The 17,354-nt window shown below is 60.9% G+C and carries 17 protein-coding genes; 6 read left to right on the top strand and 11 right to left on the bottom strand.

The window, feature by feature from the left end:
* Nucleotides 1-76 precede the first annotated feature (76 nt).
* From B060_RS0106650 to B060_RS0106625, 6 genes are all read right to left on the bottom strand, one after another.
* The gene (locus B060_RS0106650; RefSeq protein ID WP_018080989.1) at nucleotides 77-865 is read right to left on the bottom strand and encodes a GIN domain-containing protein; all 789 of its coding nucleotides are present in this window, start codon (nucleotides 863-865) and stop codon (nucleotides 77-79) included.
* A gap of 10 nt (nucleotides 866-875) precedes the next feature.
* Nucleotides 876-1,436: a DUF1700 domain-containing protein gene (locus B060_RS0106645; protein WP_018080988.1), complete on the bottom strand. Its 561-nt coding sequence runs from the start codon at nucleotides 1,434-1,436 to the stop codon at nucleotides 876-878.
* 3 nt (nucleotides 1,437-1,439) lie between these two features.
* Nucleotides 1,440-1,793: a PadR family transcriptional regulator gene (locus B060_RS0106640; protein WP_018080987.1), complete on the bottom strand. Its 354-nt coding sequence runs from the start codon at nucleotides 1,791-1,793 to the stop codon at nucleotides 1,440-1,442.
* A gap of 156 nt (nucleotides 1,794-1,949) precedes the next feature.
* Nucleotides 1,950-3,008 carry an alpha/beta hydrolase gene (locus tag B060_RS0106635; protein ID WP_018080986.1) on the bottom strand — a complete coding sequence of 353 codons (1,059 nt, stop codon included), beginning with the start codon at nucleotides 3,006-3,008 and terminating at the stop codon, nucleotides 1,950-1,952.
* 78 nt (nucleotides 3,009-3,086) lie between these two features.
* Nucleotides 3,087-3,317, bottom strand: coding sequence for a DMT family protein (locus tag B060_RS23970; protein WP_018080985.1), 231 nt, complete (start codon nucleotides 3,315-3,317; stop codon nucleotides 3,087-3,089).
* A 50-nt stretch (nucleotides 3,318-3,367) separates the two neighbouring features.
* Entirely contained in the window at nucleotides 3,368-5,188 is a 1,821-nt protein-coding gene (locus B060_RS0106625) for a tetratricopeptide repeat protein (protein WP_023447309.1), read from the bottom strand.
* A 197-nt stretch (nucleotides 5,189-5,385) separates the two neighbouring features.
* On the opposite strand from B060_RS0106625, the gene ruvC reads away from it, so the two are divergent.
* The 6 genes from ruvC to B060_RS0106595 all read left to right on the top strand — a co-directional run bounded on the left by ruvC (nucleotide 5,386) and on the right by B060_RS0106595 (nucleotide 10,052).
* Nucleotides 5,386-5,895, top strand: a complete 510-nt coding sequence (ruvC, locus tag B060_RS0106620; RefSeq protein WP_026172658.1) for a crossover junction endodeoxyribonuclease RuvC — start codon at nucleotides 5,386-5,388, stop codon at nucleotides 5,893-5,895.
* Nucleotides 5,892-6,503 carry a Holliday junction branch migration protein RuvA gene (gene ruvA, locus B060_RS0106615; protein WP_018080983.1) on the top strand — a complete coding sequence of 204 codons (612 nt, stop codon included), beginning with the start codon at nucleotides 5,892-5,894 and terminating at the stop codon, nucleotides 6,501-6,503. The genes ruvC and ruvA overlap by 4 nt, the downstream gene beginning before the upstream one ends.
* The gene (ruvB, locus tag B060_RS0106610) at nucleotides 6,504-7,538 is read left to right on the top strand and encodes a Holliday junction branch migration DNA helicase RuvB (RefSeq protein WP_018080982.1); all 1,035 of its coding nucleotides are present in this window, start codon (nucleotides 6,504-6,506) and stop codon (nucleotides 7,536-7,538) included.
* Nucleotides 7,539-7,678: 140 nt separating this feature from the next.
* Nucleotides 7,679-8,821, top strand: a complete 1,143-nt coding sequence (locus tag B060_RS0106605) for a flagellin (RefSeq protein ID WP_018080981.1) — start codon at nucleotides 7,679-7,681, stop codon at nucleotides 8,819-8,821.
* Nucleotides 8,822-8,848: 27 nt separating this feature from the next.
* Nucleotides 8,849-9,397 (top strand): sigma-70 family RNA polymerase sigma factor, encoded by a 549-nt coding sequence (locus B060_RS0106600; RefSeq protein ID WP_031220470.1) that lies wholly within the window; start codon nucleotides 8,849-8,851, stop codon nucleotides 9,395-9,397.
* On the top strand, nucleotides 9,390-10,052 hold the full coding sequence (locus B060_RS0106595) for an NrsF family protein (protein WP_018080979.1): 663 nt from the start codon (nucleotides 9,390-9,392) through the stop codon (nucleotides 10,050-10,052). The genes B060_RS0106600 and B060_RS0106595 overlap by 8 nt, the downstream gene beginning before the upstream one ends.
* Nucleotides 10,053-10,186: 134 nt before the next feature.
* Here B060_RS0106595 and B060_RS0106585 read toward each other — a convergent pair whose 3' ends face one another.
* The 5 genes from B060_RS0106585 to B060_RS0106565 all read right to left on the bottom strand — a co-directional run bounded on the left by B060_RS0106585 (nucleotide 10,187) and on the right by B060_RS0106565 (nucleotide 17,230).
* Nucleotides 10,187-11,374: an ROK family transcriptional regulator gene (locus B060_RS0106585; protein WP_035423123.1), complete on the bottom strand. Its 1,188-nt coding sequence runs from the start codon at nucleotides 11,372-11,374 to the stop codon at nucleotides 10,187-10,189.
* Nucleotides 11,375-11,655: 281 nt separating this feature from the next.
* Entirely contained in the window at nucleotides 11,656-12,708 is a 1,053-nt protein-coding gene (locus B060_RS0106580) for a hypothetical protein (protein WP_018080976.1), read from the bottom strand.
* A 172-nt stretch (nucleotides 12,709-12,880) separates the two neighbouring features.
* On the bottom strand, nucleotides 12,881-13,819 hold the full coding sequence (locus tag B060_RS0106575; protein ID WP_018080975.1) for an alpha-E domain-containing protein: 939 nt from the start codon (nucleotides 13,817-13,819) through the stop codon (nucleotides 12,881-12,883).
* Complete coding sequence (locus tag B060_RS0106570) at nucleotides 13,819-15,276, bottom strand: circularly permuted type 2 ATP-grasp protein (RefSeq protein ID WP_018080974.1); 1,458 nt, start codon at nucleotides 15,274-15,276, stop codon at nucleotides 13,819-13,821. The genes B060_RS0106575 and B060_RS0106570 overlap by 1 nt, the downstream gene beginning before the upstream one ends.
* Nucleotides 15,277-15,337: 61 nt before the next feature.
* Nucleotides 15,338-17,230, bottom strand: coding sequence for a class II glutamine amidotransferase (locus B060_RS0106565; protein WP_018080973.1), 1,893 nt, complete (start codon nucleotides 17,228-17,230; stop codon nucleotides 15,338-15,340).
* Nucleotides 17,231-17,354: the final 124 nt, after the last annotated feature.

Below are 17,354 nucleotides of genomic sequence, written 5' to 3'. Positions count from 1 at the left end.
CGGGCTGGCTTCAAGCTTGCCTCTCCCCATGGTCATGGGGAGAGGGGTTAACAGAACGCGCTCCTAAAGTGCTGCTCTAGTTGTCATCATCCTGATCGACCGTGCCGGAGCCCGAGATCGTGGTGTCGACCTTGGCCGGCTTGGTGGCCAGATCGACATTGCCGGAGCCGGAAATATCGATCTTGGCCTTGTCGGTGGCGTAGACATCGGCGCCGCCCGAACCGCTGACCGAGACGTCGGCGTCCTTGGCCTGAAGGGCGGCCAGATCGGCGTCGCCACTGCCCGATACATTGAGCTTGAGCGTCTGGGTGCGGCCGACAGCATGGACCGAACCGGAGCCGGCGATATTGATATCGATCGACGGCTGATCATAGCCGCGCAGGTCGAGATCGCCGCTGCCGGTCATCTCGAAGCGCTTGACCGCCGGTGCGGTGACGGTGATGCGGGCACCTTCATGGCTGGTGCGGGCGTCGAAGCCGTCCTTGCCCCAGGTGAAGTTGATGCTTTCCTTGTGGTCAGCGCCATCGGCGATCGACAGGCGGCCGTTTTCCAGCTTGATGCGATCGACGAGCGACTGCGGGCCGGTGATCGTCACCGAAGCAGCAGGGCCTTGGGTATAGACGACATCGGCGGGCAGATCGACGGCCAGAAGGTCACCGCCGGACCAGGCCAGCGTCTTGCTGGTGTTCGGTTCGGGCTTGGCCGAGGGGCCGTTGCGGAAACGGACGGTGTCGCCATCCTGTATCCAGCCCCAGTTCCAGCCCTTGGTGCCGACTTCATTGGAGACAAGGGCGGCGGCCCCGGCCAGGCAGACCAGCGACAGAACGAAGGCGCCACCGGAGAAGAGAAAAAGTTTGCGGATCATGGTCGTCTCCTTAAGATTCAAGCGCGGGCTTGAGCACGCGGTAATGCAGGCGGGCGAACCAGACCACACCGTTGACCATCCAGATGGTCAGGGCCAGGGTGATGGCGCCGACGGCGGCGGACAGCAGCATGACGCCGAAACCACCGAGCAGGGCGGCGAAGATCCCACCGGGGAAGCCGAGGAAAGGACCGGCCGCGAAGACGACACCGCCGGCGATAAAGCCGCCGATCGCTGCGGCGAAGATGCCGATCAGCGTGCCGACCACACCGCCGAGCAGCGGCAGCAGGATCAGGATATCGAGCGCGCCGAGCCCCAGGATACCGACGATGGCGGCGGTGGCGTTGGAGGGCGTCTTGGCCTCATCCCAGCTTTTGACGCCGGCTTCGGCCTTCAGTTCGCGGGCGAGACGTTCGGGATCGCCGAGGGCGGCGGCCACTTCGGATTCGGAGCGCCCTTCGGCGGCGGCATCCTTGAAGTGGGCCTCATAGTCGGCCATGATTTCTTTGAGCGTGGCGGGCGGGAGCCCGGTCAGGCCCTTGCACAGCCGGTCCAGAAATTCGATACGGGTCATGATTCAGGCCTCTTCTAAGGGAGCGTTGGCGACGGGAACGGGCTCTAGCAGGGCGTCGACAGCTGCGGCGAAACCGCGCCATTCGGCGGCCTGGGCGTCCAGGGCGGCGCGACCGGCATCGGTCAGTTTGTAATATTTGCGCGAAGGGCCGGATGAGGATTCCACCAGATAGGTGGTGACCAGGCCGTCGGTCTGCATGCGGCGCATCAGCGGGTAAATCGTGCCCTCTCCCATGCCAATGGCATCGGAGAGGTGGCTGGCGATCTCGTAGGCATAGCTCTCATTGCGCGCCAGGACGGCCAGGACGCACAGGCCAAGCACGCCTTTTTTCAATTGTATATCAATGGTTTCCGGCATTCGAAGTCCTCGACGCGCTGAAAGTGTCGCGGCCGGGGAGGAGGCCGCTTGGTCATTGAATATGACAAGCTACCTATTGATGCAAGGTATATATCATTAAATAGTAGTAAGGTTTGGCGAACGCTGTCTCTGTAAGGGTTTCAGCTTTTAGACGGTTTATGCGAAGGCCAGATGCTGCGCGAAGAAGGGCAGCACGTCGGTCATAACGCGGCCGTTCGGTCCCCAATGGCGCTCACCCCATGATCCGCGATATTCCTCGGCCTCGTAAGCGACGCCGAATTCGTCGAGCTTATGGGCGAAGGCCTGATTGGAATAGACATGGTCGAAATTGCCATCATTGCGGCCCCAGTCGAACTTGAAACCGCGCAGGCGTTTCAGATTGTCGGCATAGGCCGGGATCATGCGTTCGAGGAAAAAACCGTCCTGGAGCTTGGCGGTGAGGGCGGTATCGATCACCAGTTCGCCGTTGACCTTTTTAGCGGGCAGATCAACGAACAGCGGCGCCTTGCCCGGATTGGGCAGATGGGCCTGATAGATGGCGGTGAAGATCTGCGAGAAAATATCGGCCTTGACGTCTTCGAGTGATGTCGCCTGACTGAGGAGATCCCAGTTCGGCCGCCCTTGCATGATCTGGACGCCGTTGCCTGTACCGACCGGATGGAGCGCATAGATCGAGCCGAACATATCGGGATGCTTCATGCCGAAACGGATGGCGCCGTGACCGCCCATGCGATCGCCGGCCACACCGCGTGAGGCGGCGGCGGGCAGGGTGCGGTAGGTTCTGTCGATATAGGGCACCAGTTCGCTGACCATATAGTCTTCCCAGTTGCCGGTGACGGGGGAATTGACATAGAGCGAGGAACCGAGCGGCGTGCTGAAATCGGCCGAGACGATGATGACCTCGCCGATCAGGCCTTTGGTGATGGCGGCATCGAAGACCGCCTGCGCGCCATAGGTGGCGAAAAGCGTCGTATCGGTATCGAAGAGATTGGGCAGGATATAGATGACCGGATAGCGTTGCTTGCCGGTATCATAACCGGCCGGCAGGTAGACGCTAATCGCGCGATCCGGACTCAGGCCGATCTTGTTATGGATAAAGTGTTTCGAGGCAATAGTGCGTGCCTCTGTCCGGCTTGCTGTTGCCGCCAGGGCGGGAAGGGCCGCAAAGGCCAGTCCGCCGGAGAGAAAGCTGAAACGTGTAAGTCCTGAGCTCATAACCGCGCCTCCCTTGCTATTTACCGAGGATCGGCGCGAAAACAGGCAAATTGATGACGCTGTTATCTGGGCTGTTTTTTAGGGCATGTAGAACACAAACCCGGCGCCACAGGCGATCAGGGTGAAGCCGATGGCGGTCTGCCATTTCAGCGGTTCGCCAAGATAAAGCGCGGAAAAGATGACGAAAACCACCAGGATAATGACTTCCTGGATGGTCTTGAGCTGGGCGGCTGAAAAGGTGCTGTAACCGATACGGTTGGCCGGCACCTGAAAGCAGTATTCAAAGAAGGGGAGGCTCCAGGGATTCACGCAGACATTCTCACGTTGTTAGCGCGGCGCAAATAAAATCCAAGCAGGCCTTATGCCATATTGAAGCGCTGGGCGTCTTTCAGGGCGTTTTCCGCCATGGCGCGCAGGCCGGGATGCTCCGGTTTCAGGGCCGAGAGATCGGCGAAAACCCCATAGGCCTTCTTGTAGAGCGGACCGGCCTGATCGAAAGCGCCCTGCATTTCGCGCGCCTGGGCGTAACGCGCCAGGGTGATGGCGTGGGTCGAGCGCGCCCCGACATCATCGGGCTTGAGATAGGCGGTGGTTTCGTGCAGGCGGCTCAGCTCCTCAAAGGCATCGCCGGCGGCCCTGGCATCGCCCGCCTTGAGCTTGAGATCGGCATAGGGCGCCAGCAGTTCGGCGCGCGTGGCCGGATCGCTAATGGCGCCGAGTGCACGGCCGATGACGGCAGGCAGTTTGGCGGTGTCGCCCGACATCTGATACCGGCGCGTCAGGTAGAGGTGGATGTTGGCGTCGTTCGGGTCAAGTTCGGACACATGCTCATAGGCAGCCATGGCCTTGCTGTCATCGCGGCCCATATGGAGTGCGCCAGATACGCGCCACAACTCGGCGGCCTCGGCATGGTTGCCCGCCAGCGCCAGGGCATCGGCGTGATTGGCCAGGGCGGCGGAAGCGGCGGACAGGTCACCGGAAGCGATAAGCTGGAAGGCCTTCTGGCTGGCAGCCGACTTATCATAATAGAGGCGTGAAATGCGCGTGCTCAGTTCGTCGGCGGCGATGGCGCGGGTGGCGTCGGGCCAGACCGACAGGGCGGTTTGTACGGCCTGACGGATTTCCGCTTCATCGTCGATGACAACGGGCACGGGCACGACCGGCGCGGGCTGGACATCAGCGACGATTTCGGCAGAGGCGATTTCCTGTGTCACGACCTCTGTCAGCGCGACCGGTATGGCCTCTGGCGCGGCCTCAGGTGCGGCTGCCGGCACGACAGCGACGTGCGGTTCGCTTTGCGGGGCGAAACGCATGGCCGAACTGATAACGGCGTTGATATCGCCTTGCGGGGCGTGCGTCACGACATCGGGGGTTTCGCGCAGCAGGGCGGCGGCCAGCGGATCGTGATCCTCATCCTGCGCGGCCACGGTTTCGACAGGCGGATGCAGCGGAATGATCTGCGCCGTGGGCGTGGTGATGGTCAGGCCGTGGGTATCGGCCAGGGCGGCGCTGGAATCGAAAACAGGCACCTCGGCGACGGTCTCGACCACGACTTCAGGGTGGCGCGTCATGAAGCTGTCCGACGCGTTATCGGAGAAGGCGGCGTGATCGGTGAAGATGGCAGGCTCCAGCGACTGAACCTCGATGTGCGGCGGCTCGACAGCGACGGCGGCTGCTTCGATATGGACATTGTCAGGCATCGCCTCAACGGCCTGAGGGCTTTCAAAAGCCGGAGCCCTCTCCAGCGTATGGGCGTTGAAATGCAGGGTGCCGCGGCTCTCGGCGGCGCGGGTGGCCGACTGCATGTCCTCCTGCATGTCCTCAGCCACGGCCATGACCGGCGCGGGCGCGGCCTCGACGGCTTCCGGTCTGGATTTACGGCGCGGCGCAGACACGGCGGGTTTGGGCGCAGGCAGCAGGTTGCGGAGGGTGCCGATCACGCCGATCAGCAGCAGAAAGGCACCCAGCGCCAGGATGCCAGCCCAGGCAGCGGTGCCGCGCGCCCAGATGATCCAGTCTTCGGGGAAGGGGGTGCGAACCGGGGCCTGACCCTTGTAGAGCGCGAAGGCGCTCAGGGCGGCGGCCAGCACGGCGAGAATCAGAAACCCCGCAGCGCCGGGCTTGCGTGTCGTGCTCGTCCCACGGTTATCGGCATTCAAGGTCAAGTTCGAACTGCTCATGCGGCCCCCGCAACGCTAATCTTCATAAAACATTAACCCCAGCTTTGGCCTTATGGCAATGCTCTCGTGGGGCTTATCTCTAAAACCTGTGCCAGAAAGACGATTTCTGGCCTGATAAGAGGCTGTTGTGCAACTTTGCGGCCAAACTGCCGGCTTGGCCATTGCGCGAGTCAGAACTTGCGGATAAAAGCGAACATATGAAGAACGTAGTGCGGATATTAGGGCTCGATCCCGGTTTGAGACGGCTCGGCTGGGGGCTGATCGATGTCGAGGGCGCGCGCCTGAGCTGGGTGGCGCATGGCGTCATCGAGCCGGCGACGGACGCCGATCTGTCGGTGCGCCTGCTGGAGCTGTTCGATCGCCTGAGCGATGTCATTGCCGAATGGACGCCCGATGAGGCGGCCATTGAAGAGGTGTTCGTCAATGTGAACCCGGCCTCGACGCTCAAGCTCGGTCACGCGCGTGCCGCCGCCATGCTGGCGCCCGCGAAGGCCGGTATGCTGGTAGCGGAATACGCCGCGCTCGATATCAAGAAATCGGTGGTGGGCGCCGGCCGCGCCGACAAGGATCAGGTGTTGTTCATGGTCAAGCGCCTGCTGCCCAAGGCCGATCCGAAGATGAAGGCCGATGCGGCCGATGCGCTTGCGTGCGCCATCACGCACGCCCATAAGCGCAAGATGGCGAGTTTGAAACGGAGTGTCGCATGATCGGGCGTTTGCGCGGACTTTTGCTGGAAACCACCGACGAGGAGGTGCTGGTCGAATGTGGCGGCGTTGGTTACGTCGTGCGCTGCGGTATCCGCACCATCGCCAACATGCCCGAACTGGGCGCCGAGGTGATCCTGCATATCGAAAGCCAGACGCGCGAGGATGGCACTCGGCTTTACGGCTTCCTCAACAAGGATGAGCGCAAGGCCTATGTGGTGCTGCAGGGCGTGCAGGGCGTGGGGCCGAAGGCAGCGCTGAGCGTGCTCGATATCCTGACGCCGCAGCAACTGGCGCAGGCGGTGGCGCATGAGGACAAGACGGCGGTGGGGCGCGCCAATGGCGTCGGGCCCAAGCTGGCGCAGCGCATCGTTATCGAACTTAAGGGCAAGGTGCTGATGAGCGCCGAATTTGCGCCGATCGCCTCTGGCGGTTATGCGCCGGCGGCCGTGACGCCGACGGTCAATGGCGAGAGCGTCGCCGCCTTGATGGGGCTGGGCGTTTCCGAGCAGCAATCACGCATCGCGGTCGACACCGCCTTGAAGACTCTGGGGCCTGAGGCGGAGCTGGCGGCGGTGATCCGTGCCTCGCTGAAGGCGTTGGGCAAGTAAATGGCGAGGCTTATTTCAGGCGAATCCGATAGCGATTTCGAGGAGCGCGCACAGGATCGTGCGCTGCGGCCGCAGAATTTCGACGATTTCGTCGGGCAGGCGCCGCTCAAGGCCAATCTGAAGGTCTTTGTGGCGGCGGCGGCGCAGCGCGCCGAGGCGCTTGATCACGTGCTGTTTTATGGGCCGCCGGGGCTGGGCAAGACGACGCTGGCGCAGATCGTGGCGCGTGAACTGGGTGTTGGTTTTCGCGCCACGTCCGGGCCGGTGCTGGCCAAGGCGGGCGATCTGGCGGCGATCCTTTCCAATCTCGAACCCAACGATGTGCTGTTTATCGATGAAATCCACCGCCTGCATCCGGTGGTCGAGGAAATCCTCTATCCGGCTATGGAAGACTATGTGCTCGACCTGATCATCGGTGACGGGCCGGCGGCGCGCACGGTGCGCATCGATCTGGCGCCGTTCACGCTGGTGGGCGCCACGACGCGGGCTGGTCTGCTGTCGACCCCCTTGCGTGATCGCTTCGGCATACCGCTTAGGCTCGAATTCTATACGCCTGAAGAACTGGTGCGCGTGGTCATGGGCACCGGCCGCAAGATGGGCGCCCAGGTCTCGGAAGACGGCGCACTCGAGATCGCCTCGCGCTCACGCGGCACACCGCGCGTGGCCGGGCGTTTGCTGCGCCGCGTGCGAGATTTCGCGGCGGCCGATGGCACGGCGGTGATCGACAAGAAGGCGGCGGCCAAGGCTTTGGCGCGTCTCGAAGTCGATGCGGTTGGGCTTGATCACTCAGACCGGCGTTATCTGCGCGCCCTCATCGAGAACTATGGCGGCGGACCGGTGGGGCTGGAAACCCTGGCGGCGGCGATCGCCGAGGCCAAGGACGCGGTCGAGGACATGATCGAGCCCTACCTGTTGCAGCAGGGCTTTATCCAGCGCACCCAGCGCGGCCGCACGGCCTGCGCGCGCGCCTATCTGCATCTCGGCCTGACGCCGCCGGCGCAGGCCGCACCGACGTCGGACCTGTTCGATTCCTAGGCGTTGCTCCTCATCGTCTTGTAAGGCGCCTGCGTTTTCTGGATATGTTTTAATTCACATTTAAAATTTGTTAGGTAAATTTAGGAAAGGTATTTTTCTGACTCCGCGTTTCTGGAGATGACGTTAGGAACGCGCGTTTTATGTTATCCCTCCTGAGCAATGAAGGTTCGATGTCAGCCCGTCAGGGACTGGCCAGCCTGAATCAGAAGATGGATACAACCCGCGCCCAGATCGCTTCGGGCCTCAAGGTGCAGTCAGCCCGCGATAATGGCGCCGCCTACGCCATCGCCACCCGCGTCAAAAGCGATCAGATGTCGCAAGGTGTGGTGCAGAACAACCTCTCCCGCGCGCAGTCCATTGTGGATGTCGCGCGGGGTTCGGCCGAGACGATCACGGATCTGCTGGGCCAGATGCACGAGCGCGCGCCCATGCTCAATGACACATCGCTGTCGCCTGAGGCCCTGCAATCGGTCAGGGATGATCTGAACGCCCTCAACAGCCAGCTCGACAGCACGGCCAAAACCAGTGATTTCAACGGCATTAATCTGCTGCAAACCAGCGGCAAGGCCACGAAGAACTGGGGTCGACCCTATGGGGGCATTGTCGGCGGCGGGTCATCCTACGTCAATTATGATGCGGGTAATGGCGCCGGTCGCATGGACTTTTACCTTAATCTCCATAACGTCAACAGTGCCAACGTCAATATAGACTGGGGGGACGGCAGCCAGTACACGTTCAACTACAGTTCGGGACCGGCGTTCACCGACAACAAGGTCATCCAGCACGACTATGAGGCCGGTTGGGATAACCATACCATGACCTATTCTATTTCCGCCTCGGGGCCAGGCGGGGCCGGGGGCACGAGCGGCTTCCATATTCCGGGGGTCAATTTTATTCCGGCCGACACGACCGAGATTACCGCCTACGCTTCGGGCGAAACCGTGTCCATGACCCACAAGCCCATGGGCTCGGCCGATCTGGGCCTGAATGATCTGAATAGTCTCGATGCCGCTACGGTTCTCAGTACGGTCGAGGCGGCGCTATCGACCACCCTCGACAGCGCGGCCTATTTCGGCACCCTGCAAAACAGGCTGGAGCGGATGTCAGCGTCCAGCGTGAAACGCGCCGATGTTCTGGAGACCGCCCACGGTGACCTGGTCGATGCCGACCTTGCAAAGCAGTCCGCTCTGTGGCAGGCAGATCAGACACAGCAGAGTCTGATCCAGCAAAGCCTCGCCATTGCCAATTCGGCGCCGCGTGTCTTGCTGCAGTTGTTCAACTGATGCCGCGCGATTGTAACCATAGGCCCCATGCCGACGTATAACTCTCAGGAATGGCAGGATCTGATGCGCGCCGCACAAGCCGGTGATGCGCAGGCGTACAGATCGCTGCTCAGCGCTTTGCGGCCCTGGCTGCTTTCCTATTTCCGACGCCGCCTGCACGGCAGCGAGGGTGAAGATCTGGTACAAATGACCCTGTTGAGCTTACACGAGAAACGCCACACCTATAATCCTGACGCGCCGTTCATGCCGTGGATCGCCGCGGTGGCGCGTCACAAGCTGATCGACTATGTGCGTAAGACCGGCCGTCACGTCCATGTCGAGTTGAATGAGGAACTGGGTCTCGCCGATGGCATGCAGCCAGATCTGGCGGCGCGCGATGTGGCGGTGCTGCTGGCGCAGTTGCCGAAGGATCAGGCGCGGGTGATCAGCCTGCACAAACTGCAGGATATGAGCGTCGACGAGGTGTCTCGCGCCACCGGCAAGAGCCCCTCGGCGGTCAAGGTGATCGTGCATCGCGGGCTCAAGAAATTGCAGGCCCTGGTCGGCGTGTCAAAGCGGGAGGCGGCGGATGAGTAGTCCTGACGACGTCTTGCTCGATAGCCTGACCTCTGGCCTGACACCGGTGAAGCGGTTGCGCAGCGCCCCGCTGTGGATCGGCGCGGCGGTCGGTCTCGTGGTGGCGCTTATCTACATTTTTGTGTTCTACGGTCCGCGTGGCGATATCGTCGCCCTGATGCGCGGTGGCGCGCTGGTCAATCCGATGGTGATCGGCAAGCCTGCGATCTTTCTGGTGATGGGTTTCAGCGCACTATGGGCGGTTGCGGATCTGGCCCGTCCGGAAGGGCGCTTGAAACTGCTGCATCTGCTGCCGGTATTGGCCGTTTTTGGGTTGGTTCTGGGCAATCTGTTGTCGGAGATGGCGATTTTCGGCACCGACAATTTTGCCCGCCAGCTTAACGGCGGCGGCCATGTCTGTTTCATCACCATTCTTTGTGGTGGTATGGCGGGGCTGGTCGCGATGTGGCGGTTGTGGTTGCGCCGGACGGCGACCTCGCATCCGGTGCTGCTGGGCGCCATGAGCGGTCTGGCGGCGGCGTCCCTGATGGCGGCGGCCTATGCGATCCACTGCAATATGGATGCGGCGATCTATCTTCTGCTGTTTTACGGCACGGCCGTGGCAGTTTCCAGCGCCATCGCGGCGCTGTTGGGCGCGAAGCTTCTAAAATGGTAAGCCCAGGAAAATCTAAAACGAGTAGATTATTAAAGGTTCAATCAACTTGTTTGCCAGAAAAAACGTCGTCGCGGCGGCGGCAATAATGGCTGCAAACCAAAGTAGCTCAATGGCGCGGAGCTTAAGCTTTCCCATCAGCTCGTCTTCATCAGGGCTTCGCGGATCGGCAGATAGCGGTCATTGAACGGCAGGATACCGGCGCCGCGCGCGGCGGCATCGACCGCCAGTTCGGCGCGCTTGACCGGCGCAAGCGTCTTGATCCGGCCGTGATAGGATTCAAACTTCCTGTTCAGACGCGTACACAGAGCCTCGATATAGGTGGCGGGCAGGCGGCCGCCGATAAAGTGCGCTTCCGGATTGATGGCGCAACTCATGACCAGAAACGGCTCGAACAGATGGTTGGCGGCGCGGTCAAGCCAGGCATCGACCCGACTTTGCGCTTCCGCGGGCAGGTTTTCCAGATCCTCCGGTGTCGAAACCTCGAAGCCGGCCTTGCGCAGATAATCATAGAGCGCATAGAGCGACACCATGTCTTCCAGCGATTGCGATTGACCGTTTTCGTCCTTCACCGGCAGGAAACCGATCTCGCCCGAACGGCCATCGGCGCCGCGATAATAGTGGCCGTCAATGACCAGACCACCGCCCAGACCCGCGCTGATGATGGTGTAGATGAAACTGCGGTTGCGCAGGCCATGGCCGAACTGCATCTCGCCGATCGAGGCGGCGGCGGCGTCGTTTTCGATGTAGACCGGCACCGGCAGCACTTCATTAAACAGCGCGGCGACGTCAATCTCCGACCACACCTGATAGGCGTCCGGGCGATTGGCCACCGGCACACGGCCGAGATCATCGGGCAGGCCGATGCCGATACCGACGAGGCGCTCCAGATCGATGATCTTGTCGGCGACGATCTTGTCGACTTCGGCTTTGAAGAAGGCCACGACCTCATCGGGCATGGCGAAATGGACTTCGCGGCAGGCGCGGGCGCGCACATTGCCGAGGAAATCGAGCGCCACGATGGCGATGTGGTCGCGATCGATATTGAGGCCGATGGAGAAGGCACCGTCGGGATTGACCACCAGCTTGGTGGCCGGCTGGCCGCGCCCGCCGAATTGCCGTCCGGCCTTGAGGATCATGCCGTCATTGAGCAGGCGCTTGGTGATGTTGGCGATGGCCGGGGCGGTCAGCCCGGTCAGATCGGCGATATCGGCGCGGGTGATGGGGGCGCCAGCGGCGCGCACGGCCTGCAGGGTGACGCGCTGATTATGGTCGCCGGCGCGCTCCAGATTGGTGCCTGACAGCGAGTCACCAAGGGTATGCACCCTGGGTTCCGATTTGCCCGCAACCGTGCGCCCATCTGCATCTCTATGATCCGCACCTGTGTTATCCGCACCCATTTGCAACCCCTCCGGGGTAAGTATCAGCATTTCCCCGTGCGGATATTTCCGCTACAGGCCGTTTCTATGCACGCCCTGGTGGCGCTTATGCGGTAAGATTTTCCGGCCATTCCCTTAACCGGCAACGCCTTGCCTCACTTTTATTCTATAGGACGTATCGCCTTAAATTGTAAGACTAATCTTAGGGCTGTGAGCGTGCGTTTTTGTCAGTCGACGAAGGATTCGCTGTATACCTGACGCTCGGTTGAGCCGCCTTTTTCACCCATCAAATTCATCGCCACGATCTTGTCACAGACGCCCTTGGTCACGACGCCTGTATCGATGGCCATGTCGTAATCGCAGTGCGTGGTGATCTTCATATAGTCATCTGGCGACGCGGACGACATCGCGGTTTCCAGCTCGGCAATGGCGGCGGCGGGCGCGCCCGCCTGTTTCATGAATGTGGGCAGGAAGGTGGTAAGGTAGGTCTTCAATGACTCCGGTGTCGGGGCGTAGTCATAGCTGACATGCGCCGTATTGCCGGCATCATTCCAGCTTATGAGGGCGATGCTTACCTGAGCGTCGATCGGCTGACCGCCCAGCGGCATCTGGATCTGGCTGGTGGCGGTGATCGGCTTGTTCAGGCTTAGGCCGATATTGTGCGGCAGCGCCATCATGCGATCGGTTTCAAGGAACATGCCGGTGGCGGTTTCCGGCGTGAGCTGGCCATAGACGGCATTCATGGCTTGTTTGAGTTGCGCGGCTTCCTGAGGCGAGGCACCGACACTCGCCGCCATGTCGTTCACGGCCTTCATGACGCGCGCCTTCGTGCCTTCCCAGTCCTCGATCAGGACCGGTGACAGGCTTTCATCGGCGCTGTAGCTGAGCGGCGACAGGGCGGAGGTCAGGTTTTCCATCATCTTCGCCGCGGCCGGGTCCTTCATACCCTCTTTGATGGCCGGATCGGTGACATCGGAGATCGCGAACTTGAGCAGGGTCTTGGTGACGCGGTAGCCATCTTCAGTCTGCGCATAGACAAGGCTGTAATCCGCCGTGCCGGTGCCGCTTTGGGTGACACTGCCGCGTGTGGTGCTCTTGGTCTGGGTAAAATGCTGGAGCATCTTGCCGCTCTCTTCAAGCGCCAATGGCAGGACATGATAATCCGGATCGGCGTTTTGCGTCACCGCCGCCTTGAGGGCTTCGATGTCGGCATTATCCTGAGCGAGAGCCGGAAAGGCAAGGCTGGCGGCAAGGACGATTAAACAGGCCGGATAACGCATGATTTCCCCATATGATAAGGATATACCGTATCATATGACCGCGGGAACCGGAAGCTTTGAAAGACGAAGCTCAGAGCGCTTTCCGAAAAGTGTGGCGCATTTTTCGGATTAAAAAGTGCGTCAAAACAAAAATTTAGAGCGCCGATCTGATCCAATCAGATCGGAAGACGCTCTAATCCTTGAAATAGCTTTCGTAGATCGCTTCGTCGACCAGGTTGAGGTTGTACTGGAAGATATCGATGAACTCGTGCAGGCCGGCCGAGATGATATGGCTGGCGTCGGAGCTATGGATGGTCTTGCACAGGATCGCCATTTCGCGTGTCGCCTTGTTGGCCTCGGCCTTGTCGTGCGTCAGGGTATCGAGCGCGGCGGAGGCGTCTTCCAGACAGAAGAGGACCGAGCGCGGGAAGGCCTTGGAGAACAGCAGGAACTGCGTCACGTCCTTGTAGTTGATGGTGTGGAACTGCTGGCGGTACATTTCCAGCGCATTGACCGATTTGAGCACGGCGCCCCACTGCACGGCGTCATAGGCGCTGTCCTTCCAGACGTCATTGTGCGGCAGCAGCAGGAAGTATTTCACATCGAGCAGGCGGGCGGTCTTGTCGGCGCGCTCCAGCATCTGGCCGAGGTGGGCGAACTGCCAGCCCATGTCACGGCTCATCGTGTTGTGCATCAGGCCGGTGAACAGGTGGCCGGACTGGCGCACCTCGCGGTAATAGTCCTGCAGATCGGCCACGGAGCGCTTGCGGCTCTGGCTTTGCGTCAGGTGGTAAAGCTCGTTGATCTTCTCCCACATCTCGACCGGAATGACCTCGCGCACCGTGCGGGCGTTTTCGCGGGCGCGGAAGATACATTGCAGGATCGAATTGGGATTATTGCGATCGAAGGTCATGAACTTGACCACGGTGCTTTCATCCGCCTGCTTGTAGCGGCGGGTGAAGTCCTCGTCGTCGCCGGAGGTGGCGATCAGAGGATACCACTGGGCCGAGTTCTGATCGAGCGCCAGATCGAGCATCAGATGGGTGTTGACGTCGATGAAGCGCGCCACGCAATCGGCGCGTTCGAGATAGCGGGCCATCCAGTAGATGGAGTTGGCGACACGGCTCAGCATCAGTTTGCCTCCGCTTCATCTTCAAGCACCCAGGTGTCCTTTGAGCCGCCGCCCTGCGATGAGTTCACCACCAGCGAGCCCTTCTTGATGGCGACGCGGGTCAGGCCGCCGGGCAGGGTGAAGATCTCCTCGCCGTAGAGCGAATAGGGGCGGAAATCGACATGGCGGCCTTCGATGCCGTTGCCGATGAGGGTCGGGGCGCGTGACAGCGACAGCGTCGGCTGGGCGATATAGTCGCGCGGCTTGGCCTTGATCAGGGCGGCGAATTCCTTCTGCTCGGCCTTGGTCGATTTCGGCCCGATCAGCATGCCATAACCGCCGGAGAGATTGACCGCCTTGACCACCAGCTTGTCGAGATTGGCCAAAACGTACTCGCGCTCCTTATCGTCCTCGCAGATATAGGTCGGCACATTGTGCGAAATCGCCTCTTCACCGAGGTAATATTTGATGATCTTTGGCACATAGGCATAGATCGCCTTGTCGTCGGCGATGCCGGTGCCAGGCGCATTGGCCAGGGCCACATTGCCCTTACGGTAGGCGTTCATGATACCGGGCACGCCCAAGAGCGATTCCTTGCGGAAGACGGTCGGGTCGATGAACTCGTCATCGATGCGGCGGTAGATGACATCGACGCGCTGCAGGCCGGCGGTGGTGCGCATGTAGACGACATCGTCATCGACCACGAGGTCGGAGCCCTGCGCCAGCGGCACGCCCATTTGCTGCGCCAGATAGGCGTGCTCGAAATAGGCCGAATTGTAGATGCCGGGGGTCAGCACGATGATGTTGGGATCGTCCCGGCCTTCGGGCGCGATGTGCTTCAGCGTCTTGTACAGGTGGTCGCCATAATCGGAGACCGGACGGATCTTCATGGTGTGGAAGAGGGCCGGCAGGATGCGTTTGAGCACGGCGCGGTTTTCCAGCACGTAGGAAATGCCCGACGGGCAGCGCAGGTTATCCTCCAGCACGTAGAACTCGCCGTCACCGTCCCGGACGAAATCGGTGCCGGAAATATGCGTCCATACGCCCTTGGGCGGCTTCAGGCCTTCGCAGGGCTTGAGGTAGCAGGCCGACGAGAAAATCAACTCTGCCGGCACCACCTTGTCCTTGATGATCTTCTGATCGTTGTAGATGTCCTGGATGAACAGGTTGAGCGCCGTGATGCGCTGGGCGATGCCGCGCTCCAGCTTGGCCCAGTCGGCGCCGGAGACGATGCGCGGAATGATGTCGAACGGCAGGATCTTCTCGGTGCCCTTCTTGTCGCCATAGACATTGAAGGTGTTACCGGACTGATAAAGGATATCTTCCGCCTGTTTTTGCCGCCGGCCGAGGCCAGCGCGTGTCAGGGTGTCGATCTGCTCGATCAGCGGCCGGGCGCTTGGATGCGCCACGCCGTTCTCGGCAAAAAGCTCGTCGTAGAAGCCGTCGGTCTTATAAGTCTCAAGCGTCAAGAGCGTCATCCAGTATGTCTGTTATCGCCCCGTGCCAGGTACGCGCACACAGGGGCTCCGCTAGTCTACATCAGTTAAAAACCTCGTTCATGGTGACCTGAACCCGCAGGGCTTCCTTGCCGCCGCCGCGATAGATGGTGCCGGCGGTGGGGGTCGCATCGAGATAGTTGCGGCCGCAGGCGACGCGGATATGATCCTGCGCCACCAGAATGCCGTTGGTGGGGTCAAAGCCGCGCCAGCCGAGATAGGGGATATAGATCTCCACCCAGGCGTGGCTGGCATCGGACTGCATCTTGTTTTCATAGTTGGCGCCGGTGAAGACGTAGCCGACGCGGTAGCGCGCCGGGATGCCGAGCAGGCGCGCCAGACAGATGAACAGGTTGGCGAAATCCTGACAGACGCCTTCGCGCGAAGCATAGACGTCGAACGGCGTCGTCTTCAGCGAGGTCGAGCCCGGCACATAGCGATAATCGCGGTAGATGCTCTGATTGATGTCGTTCAGCGTATCCATCAGGTGACGGCCGTTACGCTCGGCGAAGCTCATGGCGTAGATCAGCAGTTCCTGGATCTGGGTTTCCGGCAGTTCCGGCGGACGCAGGTAAGGCTCCATCATGAGCTGTTGCCACGGCATCAGGGCCAGCGGGATGAAATGCTGGCGCTTTTCCGGCGAGAAGTCATCGGTGGCGCGGCCGAAGATCTTGACCAGCGAGCGGCAGGAAATGGTCAGCTTCTTGTAGGGCTTGATGATGCTGTAATGGATGCTCTGATTGCCGAACACATCCTGAAAGCGCATGTCCTCGCCCTCGGCCGAGATGCTGAGCGTGCAGTTGACCACCTCCTGCACGGCGTCTTCTACCGGCATCAGGCGGAAGCTGTGGGTCGAATGCTCGACCTCATGCTCATAATTATATTCGGTCGAGTGCACGACATCATAGGTGCGGAAGGTGAGGGGCGTGCCATCGGGGGCGTGGGTCAGGGAGCGCACATTGAGGATGTTGTGCTGCACCGTCTTCATCTGCTGCAGGGATTGCACGATGGAAAGCTGCTGGGCCTGTGCTTGCTGGTCGGCGAAGAGGTTGGGCTGGACGGTGCGCGTGCCCTGCAGGTGGCCTTCCTGCTCATGCAGGGGCTGCTGCGCCGGCAGGGTCTTGTCGTCCTTCTTGTTGGTCCAGACGAGATTGCCGCGGCGGGCGATGATCAGTTGCGCCTTCTGCATCGGCTTCCAGTCGCCTTCGCGGAAGGGTGCGGAGCAGAACACCATGGCGGTGCGGAAGGTATCGCGCGGGTTATTGAGCGCGAAGGAGGCGGATTCAGAATGATAGCCGCGCTCGCCGTGCGGCGGCTTGAGGCGGCCGTAAAACATCTGGGTTTCCGACTGCGAGCCGTAGAAGGCGGCCACCGTGGTGCCATCGGAGATCACCATGTCGGCACTGCCCATATCGTCGAGCTGGAGGAACCAGCTCAGCAGCACCTGATGATCGATATCGGCCAGCGCGCGGGCGCCATAGTCCTGCACCTTGCCGAGCAGGAAGCAGAAGGCGAGTTCTGAATCCGTGCGGCCCATTGGCTCAAGGAAGATCGACTTGTTGAAGTGCAGCTTGGTCATGGCGGTCTTGTCGAGATCGCCATTGTGCATGAACACCCAGTCCTGACCGGCAAAGCTGCGCGAGAAGGGCTGTGTCTCTAAATGGGTGTAGCCGGACGCCGCGCCGCGCACCTTGCAGAAGAAGACGGTCGAGCGGAAGCTGTCCCAGTCGTGCATGGCGCCATGCAGCGATTTGGTGTCGCGTGCGGAGGGGTCCTTGGCCACGATGGCGGCCTTGGTGTCGCCCGGATACCAGGCAAGGCCCCAGCCCAGCGTGTGTTCCCCCTTGACCCCGGCCTTGCGGAACTTAAGGTCGATCGCCGGCGAACTCAAACCGTCGAAGCTGAAAGCCAGAATGTCACTCGATATCGCGCTCAAAAGAAATTTCTTTCCATGTTGCCCGCTCCTTACTGCCCGCATGAAAAGTCTGTCTTTTTCATGGGGATATTGCAATGCAACTAGACTTTTTAAAATTGCGGCTGTCTAGTCCCTAAAGATTTGC

Origin of the sequence: Asticcacaulis benevestitus DSM 16100 = ATCC BAA-896 (genome assembly GCF_000376105.1) — a bacterium.
GTDB classification, from domain to species: domain Bacteria; phylum Pseudomonadota; class Alphaproteobacteria; order Caulobacterales; family Caulobacteraceae; genus Asticcacaulis; species Asticcacaulis benevestitus.
This window is presented reverse-complemented; position numbering and strand designations above follow the sequence as displayed.

What these genes read in the sequence shown, in the direction of transcription:
- B060_RS0106650 (WP_018080989.1), bottom strand. Translation starts at nt 865, where the DNA reads ATGATCCGCAAACTTTTTCTCTTCTCCGGTGGCGCCTTCGTTCTGTCG.
- B060_RS0106645 (WP_018080988.1), bottom strand. Translation starts at nt 1,436, where the DNA reads ATGACCCGTATCGAATTTCTGGACCGGCTGTGCAAGGGCCTGACCGGG.
- B060_RS0106640 (WP_018080987.1), bottom strand. Translation starts at nt 1,793, where the DNA reads ATGCCGGAAACCATTGATATACAATTGAAAAAAGGCGTGCTTGGCCTG.
- B060_RS0106635 (WP_018080986.1), bottom strand. Translation starts at nt 3,008, where the DNA reads ATGAGCTCAGGACTTACACGTTTCAGCTTTCTCTCCGGCGGACTGGCC.
- B060_RS0106625 (WP_023447309.1), bottom strand. Translation starts at nt 5,188, where the DNA reads ATGAGCAGTTCGAACTTGACCTTGAATGCCGATAACCGTGGGACGAGC.
- ruvC (WP_026172658.1), top strand. Translation starts at nt 5,386, where the DNA reads ATGAAGAACGTAGTGCGGATATTAGGGCTCGATCCCGGTTTGAGACGG.
- ruvA (WP_018080983.1), top strand. Translation starts at nt 5,892, where the DNA reads ATGATCGGGCGTTTGCGCGGACTTTTGCTGGAAACCACCGACGAGGAG.
- ruvB (WP_018080982.1), top strand. Translation starts at nt 6,504, where the DNA reads ATGGCGAGGCTTATTTCAGGCGAATCCGATAGCGATTTCGAGGAGCGC.
- B060_RS0106605 (WP_018080981.1), top strand. Translation starts at nt 7,679, where the DNA reads ATGTTATCCCTCCTGAGCAATGAAGGTTCGATGTCAGCCCGTCAGGGA.
- B060_RS0106600 (WP_031220470.1), top strand. Translation starts at nt 8,849, where the DNA reads ATGCCGACGTATAACTCTCAGGAATGGCAGGATCTGATGCGCGCCGCA.
- B060_RS0106595 (WP_018080979.1), top strand. Translation starts at nt 9,390, where the DNA reads ATGAGTAGTCCTGACGACGTCTTGCTCGATAGCCTGACCTCTGGCCTG.
- B060_RS0106580 (WP_018080976.1), bottom strand. Translation starts at nt 12,708, where the DNA reads ATGCGTTATCCGGCCTGTTTAATCGTCCTTGCCGCCAGCCTTGCCTTT.
- B060_RS0106575 (WP_018080975.1), bottom strand. Translation starts at nt 13,819, where the DNA reads ATGCTGAGCCGTGTCGCCAACTCCATCTACTGGATGGCCCGCTATCTC.
- B060_RS0106570 (WP_018080974.1), bottom strand. Translation starts at nt 15,276, where the DNA reads ATGACGCTCTTGACGCTTGAGACTTATAAGACCGACGGCTTCTACGAC.